This window comes from Mucilaginibacter sp., from assembly GCF_028287845.1.
In the GTDB taxonomy this organism is placed as follows: Bacteria; Bacteroidota; Bacteroidia; order Sphingobacteriales; family Sphingobacteriaceae; genus Mucilaginibacter.
Map to the genome: position 1 here is coordinate 1 of NZ_JAQBOW010000037.1, position 7,677 is coordinate 7,677.

Sequence of the window (7,677 nt, forward strand, 5' to 3'; positions counted from 1 at the left end):
TGGAGAACTATTTTAATAAAAAGAATTACCAGCCGGTTAGCATTCTGTTATCAGGCAATACAGATTGTTACCAGCCTATTGAGCGGCGGCTAAAAATTACCCGGGGCCTGTTACAGGTATTTTTGCAGTATAAAAACCCGGTGAGCATCATTACCAAAAACAATGTCATCATCCGCGACCTGGATATTATTACTGAGTTGGCTAAGCTTAACCTGGTACATGTTAATGTATCTATCACCTCGCTAAATGAGTCGCTAAGGCAAAAACTGGAGCCCCGTACGGTAACTGCCAATGGCAGGCTGGCGGTTATTCAAAAGCTATCAGAAAAAGGCGTGCCTGTGAGGGTAATGGCTGCGCCGATCATACCCGGATTGAATAGCAACGAGATACCAGATATTATAAAAGCGTCAGCCGACAGGGGGGCATTATCAGCAGGATTTACCATTGTACGCTTAAATGGCAGTATTGGCGAAATATTTACCGACTGGATATATAAAGCTTTCCCGGACCGTGCCGAAAAGGTATTGAACCAGATAAAAGCCTGCCATGACGGCAATTTAAACGATAGCGAATTTGGCCGCCGTATGCGCGGCGATGGCCCAGTGGCACAATCTATCCATCAACTGTTTAAGATGGCTTGCAACCGCTTTTTAGCCGGCAGGGAAATGCCGCCGCATGATTTTAGTTTATTTACGCCAAAGGGTGGGAAGCAAACGAGTATGTTTTAAAGTAGTCTTATATCAATCCTCCTCGGGATACATACTCATTATCAAACTACGCAGTGACAGCATTACTAAAACACCAAGGCAAATGCCAACTGTATAGCTAACCAAATCGCCCCAGTAAAATGTTTCGCCTAACAATGCTCTACCAAAAAATGTTGAACGTAAATTATCTATCCATGGAGACTTGTACAATTGGCTAAACTCAGTTGCGTAAGCATAGGCCAGGCTTAATATTAGTATGAACGCTAAAGACTTATATATGCTAAATGTATATATTTTACAATATAAAAACCTTGTTATACAAAAAAAGCGCCTGCCAATAATAGCGGACGCTTTTCTATATATTAATTAGTTAATTAGGCAATAGCTGTTTCTGCTTCAAGAGCCATTTGCTCATCTATCAGGATACGGCCGCAATGCTCGCAAACAATAACTTTTTTGCGTTGACGGATATCTGATTGGCGCTGAGGAGGGATCTGGTTAAAGCATCCTGAACATGAATCGCGCTGGATGGTAACCACTGCCAAGCCATTTTTAGCATTCTGGCGTAAACGGTTGTAAGCAACCAATAAACGCTCGTCAATACCTTTAGTAGCTTTTTCTGATTGTGCAGCTAATTCGCTTTCTTCTTTTTCAGTTTCGGCGGTAATTGTACCCAACTCATCCTTTTTAGCTTCTAAATCGCTTTTACGCGCTTCAAGATCTGCTAAAGCTTTTTCATAAACCTGTGTTTTTGAAGTAATTTCAAATCCAAATTCACGTATTTTCTTTTCGCTTACCTGTATATCTAACCCTTGTATCTCAATTTCTTTCGAAATTGCATCATACTCGCGGTTGTTTTTTACTTCATTAAGCTGAGTTTCGTATTTCTTGGTGTTAGCCAGAGCATCTTTGATCAGGTTTTTACGGGTAACTATATCATCCTCCAAATCATCCAACTCGCCTTTAATTTTTTGTATACGGGTTTCTAAACCAGCAACATCATCTTCCAGATCGGCAACTTCCATAGGTAATTCACCTCTTATCTGGCGAATTTTATCAATTTTAGTGTGGATGGTTTGTAATTCGTATAACGCTTTAAGCTTTTGTTCTACGGTTTGTTCCATTATTTTGACGGGATTTTCTATTTATTTCTTTATAAACGGATGGCAAAGATACAACATTTTTTAAAATATTTTATAATCGATTTGTAAATTGCTCGTGTTCAAAGCGTATAGCGCAACCATTCCTTCTGTTTGGTTTATTTATATAAAGTACCTCACCGGGTTAGTATTAACACTGGTTAAGCGCAACGGCAAATCAGTAAATTTTTTCTGTATCATTTCATGCAGCAGTTGCTGGGTAAACTGTTCGCTTTCAAAATGGCCTATATCTGCAATCATTATCTTTCCTTCGGCATCAAAAAAATCATGGTATTTATAGTCGGCGGTAATGAATATATCGGCACCGGCGGCTATTGCATGCTTCAGTAAAAAACTACCCGAGCCGCCGCAAACTGCCACCCGTTTAATTTGCTTTCCGGTAAAAGCGGTATGCCTTATTACATGTGCCTGCATTTTTTCTTTAAGCTGATACAGGAAATCTTCCGCATCTATGGCAACATCCAGCTCGCCAATCATGCCCGAGCCTATCTGCTGGTGCTGGTTGGTAAGTGCATACAGATCATACGCCACTTCCTCGTAAGGATGAGCCAATATAAGTGCCATTAATATTTTACTTTCCAAGTTGGCCGGGTAAACCGTTTCTATACGTGTTTCCTCTTCGGTATGGCGCTTGCCGGGCTCGCCAACGTAGGGGTCGCTATCTTCATTACCTTTAAAAGTACCCTTGCCTTCGGCGATAAAGCTACACTCGCTGTAGTTGCCAATATTGCCTGCGCCTGCATGGAATAATGCATTACGCACCTGGTCAGTATGGCTGGTGGGTACGTAAGTAACCAGCTTTTTTAACAGGCCTTGTTTTGGCGCTAAAATGCGGCAATTATCCAGGCCCAGTATTTCACAAATTTTTGCGTTAACGCCGTTTAATACACTATCTAAATTGGTATGGATGGCGTATATGGCTATGCCATTGCGGATTGCTTTTTCAATCACACGCTCTACATAAGTTTTGCCGTTAAATTTTTTTAACCCTTTAAAAACTATAGGATGGTGCGATATGATAACCTGGCAATTGGTATGAATTGCATCATCAACCACCGCCTCGGTACAATCAAGCGATATTAAAACCTGGTGAATTTCCTGATCTGGATTACCAACTATTAAGCCGGCATTATCATAATCTTCCTGGTAAGCAAGCGGGGCCAGGGTTTCGAGGTAAGTAGTGAGTTGGGATAGTTTCATATTGGGATTTCACAGATTTATTTTGATTGCAACTGATTTTATAAATGTATTAAAAATCCCTAAACAAGTAAAGACGCAATGTCTTTTGCGTCTCTACACTTTTCCAAAATATATGTTAGATCAAGTCGCAAAATATTGCGGCCCTACGTAGTATTAATTTCCCAACTTAGCTATATTAAAACTTTCGAAAGCCATTTTTTGATTGTACTCTAAAGCCAATGTTTTATGGTTAACCAAGTCTACAACTGTACCTATTAAACAAAAGCCACCGGTAAAGAAGTATAGCAGGCCCATGCCTATTTGGCCTAACAAAAAGCGTTGTATACCGGCTACGCCAAAAAAACCTATCAGTGTAAATAGTAAAACATCCTGCGGGCTTTTTCTCTTTCCGGTATAAGCCATGTAAAAATATTTTTTCTGATCGTCTGTTAAACCCGAAGTAGCTTGTTGTAAAAACGCCAGTTCTTCTGTTGTAATTCCCGGCAGACCCATATAGGGACTTTGATACATATCCATGATTGTTATTTTAAGTGATTCGTTTTAAATTATATACCAAAACTAAGGTAGTATTAAAAACCCGGCAATGCAAAATGGGCAAAGAGGTAAAACAAATCGGTAAGGGTGGGGATTTGGACGGTGAAAATAGTGCAGCGATATTGAATGGCGGCGAATACTCACCCCGCGGCTCTTCCGCAAGCGGGAAAGACGGTTGGAATAATCGAAATAACCAAACCCTCTTTACGGCTTGCGGAAGAGGGTGATCGAGCGAAGCAATGATCGGGTGAGTAATCGCCGCCTAATTAAACTGCAGTTGTTCCTTTGGCCTAAGCGCCTTGCGCCCTAAAACATAAATACGATAAGTTATCAATATTAAAGCCGGCACACCCAGCCAATGCGCGCGCCACGAGTTGGTTAAATTGCCATGAATTAGCCACGATATAGCATGGCCAATACCACAACCCGGGCACCAGGTTATACCCATCAGTTTTAGCGGGCACAGCGAGTACTGCGGTTCCACGGATGGATCGGCAACGGCAAGCGCTATGATGGCGGCTACCCAGAAAAGCAGTTCAAAATTTCTTTTTAAAAACTTAATCAACTTTGTTAGACTTGGTTGCAAGTAGCAAAGATACAGCTAATGCACTCAATATTCCAACAAGCAGGGCGCCAAACATCCGACCTGAAAACGCACTTAAATTATTGCCCGACTGTATGTAATTGATATAAACTATACCGGCAAAAATAGCCAGTATGCCCCCAAACAATAATATTTTAAAGCTTTGTATTATCGCTTCTAAAGCGCCCATATTCCCTTTGCATTCGGTATCGCGGTAGCTTCTTATGCCAAAAAATAAGCCTGCAATGGGTATCAATATCGAAAAGTATTCGTAGGGTGATGCTTTAGAGTCTTGTATATCATAACCCATCGTGTGCATGGTAAATAGCCATAGTCCGCTTAGTGCGCCAATTATAAGGCCCCATATTAATGCATTTTTCATTTTTTTAAGTATTAGGTTAAAGCTGTGAGTTGTAATCTAAAATACGTTTAATTTATCCTATACGTTGTTTAAACTATTCATAAAAAGTGTTTATGGAGTAATATTGTTTTAATTAGCTCATATTTTTGAGCATGCTTTTTAACTCTGTGTTGTTTTAATACCTTTAACTACTTATTCTTATGAAAAAAACGCTACTAATATTATTGACACTACCTTTGTTTGCTATTGCCCAAAATGCCGAACAATATGTGAGAGACGGCGACGCAAAGGCGCGGGCAAAAGATTTTACAGGAGCAATTAAACTATACGATCAGGCTATAGCTTTTGATATTAGGTTTGAAGACGCATATTACAATAGAGCACTCGCAAAATTTCAATTACATGATTACCAGGGAGCTATCAATGATTATACATCATCCATTTTTTTAAATAATAAAACCGCAACTGTATATAACAATCGAGGCGTAGCTAGGCGAAATATAAATGACATAACGGGGGCTATTGGTGACTATAAGGAAGCAATAGGTTTAGATTCTACCTTTGCAGAAGCCTATAATAATAAAGGATTGGCAGAAGTATATTTAAAAAATTACAGCGCCGCCATTGCTGATTACAATCATGCCATAACTTTTTCTAATACTTACATTGAGGCTTATTATAACCGAGCCACAGCCGAGCAGTTTGCGCAGGATTATAATTATGCCTTGGAAGATTACAGACATATAATTTCATTAAACCCCAAAGCAGAAAATGCTTATCTATATAGTGGTCTGGTAAAAGTAAAGTTAAATGATAATAACGGCGCATACATCGATTTTAGCAAGTTAATAGAGATAAATCCCAATGTTGCGGAAGCTTATTTTAACCGGGGATTAATTAAAGCCGACCTTAAAGATATGGATGGCGCTGCTGCAGATTATAAGCAAGCCATCACTTTAAATGATAAATATGAAAATGCTTATATAAATCTCGGAGTGGTAATAGCGTCCACAGGAGATTTCAATTCGTCAATTGTTAATTTTAATAAGGCGTTAGAATTAAATTCTAAAAATGCCGATGCTTATGCCAATAGAGCTCTAGTAAAAAATTATATGCACGATTTTGAGGGTGCCATTGTTGATTGTAATAAAGCGATCTCATTAAATGATAGTCTTGCTGTTGCATATGATAGTCGAGGTTATGCAAAAAATCACCTCAAAGATTTTAAAGGTGCCATTACTGATATTAAAAAAGCTATTGCGATAAACCCTCAAAATCCCGTGGCATACCTAAACATAGGTAATTCAATGGCTTCGCTTAATAATTATCCTATGGCTATAAAATATTATGACCACGCGATAACGCTCAATTCCAAATATGGCGATGCTTATAATAATCGCGGTATCGCCAAATATTTCATAGGTGATAAGCATGGGGCTTGTGCGGATCTTAACAATGCCCATTCGTTAGGTTTTCCTGACGCAAAACTAAACCTGGCAAAATATTGCAAGTAACTACCCCTTAAACAACACTCTTTTCTGTATATTTGCCGCAGTTTGAACATCCGTGATATATTAGAAAGATATAAAGCTGATGACCGGATCTTAGCGCTGGCGAAAGCTTTAAATACGTCTAAAAATCCAAGGGTACAGCTTCGTGGTTTAGTCGGATCGGGTGATGCGACCATGGCGGTAGCATTGTATTTTTTGCAGCACAAGCACATGGTGTTTGTATTGCCCGAGCGCGAAGAAGCTGGCTATTTCCAAGCCGACCTGGAGAACCTTACCGGCAAAGAAGTTTTACTTTTCCCATCATCATACCGCAAACCGTTTGAATTTACCCAGCCCGATAGCAGCAATGTTTTAGCACGTGCCGAGGTGTTAAATGAGCTTAACCATTCCAGCGAATTTGGGCAGTTAATAGTAACCTACCCAGAGGCTTTGGCCGAAAAGGTTATTGACCGTGCATCCTTAGAAAAAAACACCTTAGAAATTGCCGTTACCAACAAACTCAGCATTGATTTTATTAATGAGTTTTTGGTGGAGTATGATTTTGACCGGGTTGATTTTGTGTACGAGCCTGGGCAATTTTCTATCCGTGGCGGCATAGTTGATATTTTCTCTTTCTCGCACGAACTGCCCTATAGGGTTGAGTTTTGGGGAGATATGATAGAGTCTATCCGCACGTTCGAGATAGAGAGCCAGCTATCAGTAGAACAGGTTAAGAGCATTACTATTGTGCCTAATGTACAGTCGAAGTTTTTAACGGAAAGCAATATTTCTTTACTGGAATATATTGACGACGATACGCAGATCTGGATAAAGGATGTACAGTTTACGTTTGATATTATACAAACCGGCTATAAAAAAGCTACCCAGCTATGGAACGCTTTAAGTGTCGATGAAAAAAATCAAAATCCTGATTGGATAGACCCTAAGTTTGGCTTTACCGATGAAAAGCTAATTGCCGATCAGCTGCATGATTATGCCGTTATTGAGTTTGGTAAGCAATTCTTTTATCAGCCTAACGAAACCATTAATTTTGATATGCGGCCGCAGCCGTCTTTTAACAAAGACTTTAGCCTGCTGATACATAATTTTAAGAATAATGAGACCGAGAAAATAGGGAACTTTATCCTCACCGATTCGGCGCGGCAGGTGGAGCGGTTGTATGCCATTTTAGAGGACCTGGATAAAACGGTAAAATTTACACCGATAAGCGTTTCTATACGCGAGGGCTTTGTGGACCGCGAGCAACAACTGGCTTGCTATACAGATCACCAGATATTCGACCGTTACTATAAATATAAGTTAAAAAAGGGTTACCAGCGCTCGCAGGCCATCACCCTAAAAGAATTGCGCGAGCTTAAGCCCGGCGATTACGTTACCCATATTGACCACGGCATAGGCAAATATGCAGGGCTGGAAAAAGTAGAAGTAACCGGCAAGCAGCAGGAAATGATCCGTTTGATTTATGCCGATAACGACTTGTTGTATGTAAACATAAATTCGCTTAACCGCATATCTAAATACAGCGGCAAGGAGGGTTCTGTACCCCGGATGAATAAACTGGGTACCGATACGTGGGAAAAACTCAAGAAGACAACAAAAAAAAAAGTTAAAGACATAGCCC

General features: G+C 40.0%; 9 protein-coding genes. 3 read left to right on the forward strand and 6 right to left on the reverse strand.

Annotated elements, in window-relative coordinates; all coding sequences use genetic code 11:
* A partial coding sequence (locus JWP71_RS03425) for a radical SAM protein (protein ID WP_299497169.1) occupies positions 1-728 on the forward strand: 728 nt, incomplete at its 5' end.
* Positions 729-740: 12 nt separating this feature from the next.
* On the opposite strand, the gene JWP71_RS03430 is transcribed toward JWP71_RS03425, so the two are convergent.
* From JWP71_RS03430 to JWP71_RS03455, 6 genes are all read right to left on the reverse strand, one after another.
* Positions 741-1,070: a DUF2809 domain-containing protein gene (locus tag JWP71_RS03430; RefSeq protein ID WP_366143515.1), complete on the reverse strand. Its 330-nt coding sequence runs from the start codon at positions 1,068-1,070 to the stop codon at positions 741-743.
* 11 nt (positions 1,071-1,081) lie between these two features.
* On the reverse strand, positions 1,082-1,831 hold the full coding sequence (locus JWP71_RS03435; RefSeq protein WP_299497171.1) for a C4-type zinc ribbon domain-containing protein: 750 nt from the start codon (positions 1,829-1,831) through the stop codon (positions 1,082-1,084).
* Positions 1,832-1,969: 138 nt separating this feature from the next.
* Positions 1,970-3,067: a Nif3-like dinuclear metal center hexameric protein gene (locus JWP71_RS03440; protein WP_299497173.1), complete on the reverse strand. Its 1,098-nt coding sequence runs from the start codon at positions 3,065-3,067 to the stop codon at positions 1,970-1,972.
* Between the two features lie 153 nt (positions 3,068-3,220).
* Positions 3,221-3,583 (reverse strand): TM2 domain-containing protein, encoded by a 363-nt coding sequence (locus tag JWP71_RS03445; RefSeq protein ID WP_299497175.1) that lies wholly within the window; start codon positions 3,581-3,583, stop codon positions 3,221-3,223.
* A 280-nt stretch (positions 3,584-3,863) separates the two neighbouring features.
* Positions 3,864-4,166 carry a DUF2752 domain-containing protein gene (locus JWP71_RS03450; protein WP_299497177.1) on the reverse strand — a complete coding sequence of 101 codons (303 nt, stop codon included), beginning with the start codon at positions 4,164-4,166 and terminating at the stop codon, positions 3,864-3,866.
* Positions 4,159-4,566: a DUF4199 domain-containing protein gene (locus tag JWP71_RS03455; RefSeq protein WP_299497179.1), complete on the reverse strand. Its 408-nt coding sequence runs from the start codon at positions 4,564-4,566 to the stop codon at positions 4,159-4,161. Before JWP71_RS03455 ends, JWP71_RS03450 begins: the two co-directional genes overlap by 8 nt.
* 179 nt (positions 4,567-4,745) lie before the next feature.
* Between JWP71_RS03455 and JWP71_RS03460 the strand changes: the two genes are divergently transcribed.
* Together JWP71_RS03460 and JWP71_RS03465 are read left to right on the forward strand one after the other, a co-directional pair.
* Complete coding sequence (locus JWP71_RS03460; RefSeq protein WP_299497181.1) at positions 4,746-6,059, forward strand: tetratricopeptide repeat protein; 1,314 nt, start codon at positions 4,746-4,748, stop codon at positions 6,057-6,059.
* A 42-nt stretch (positions 6,060-6,101) separates the two neighbouring features.
* Positions 6,102-7,677: CarD family transcriptional regulator (locus JWP71_RS03465; protein WP_299497183.1), on the forward strand; the 1,576-nt coding region annotated here is incomplete at its 3' end.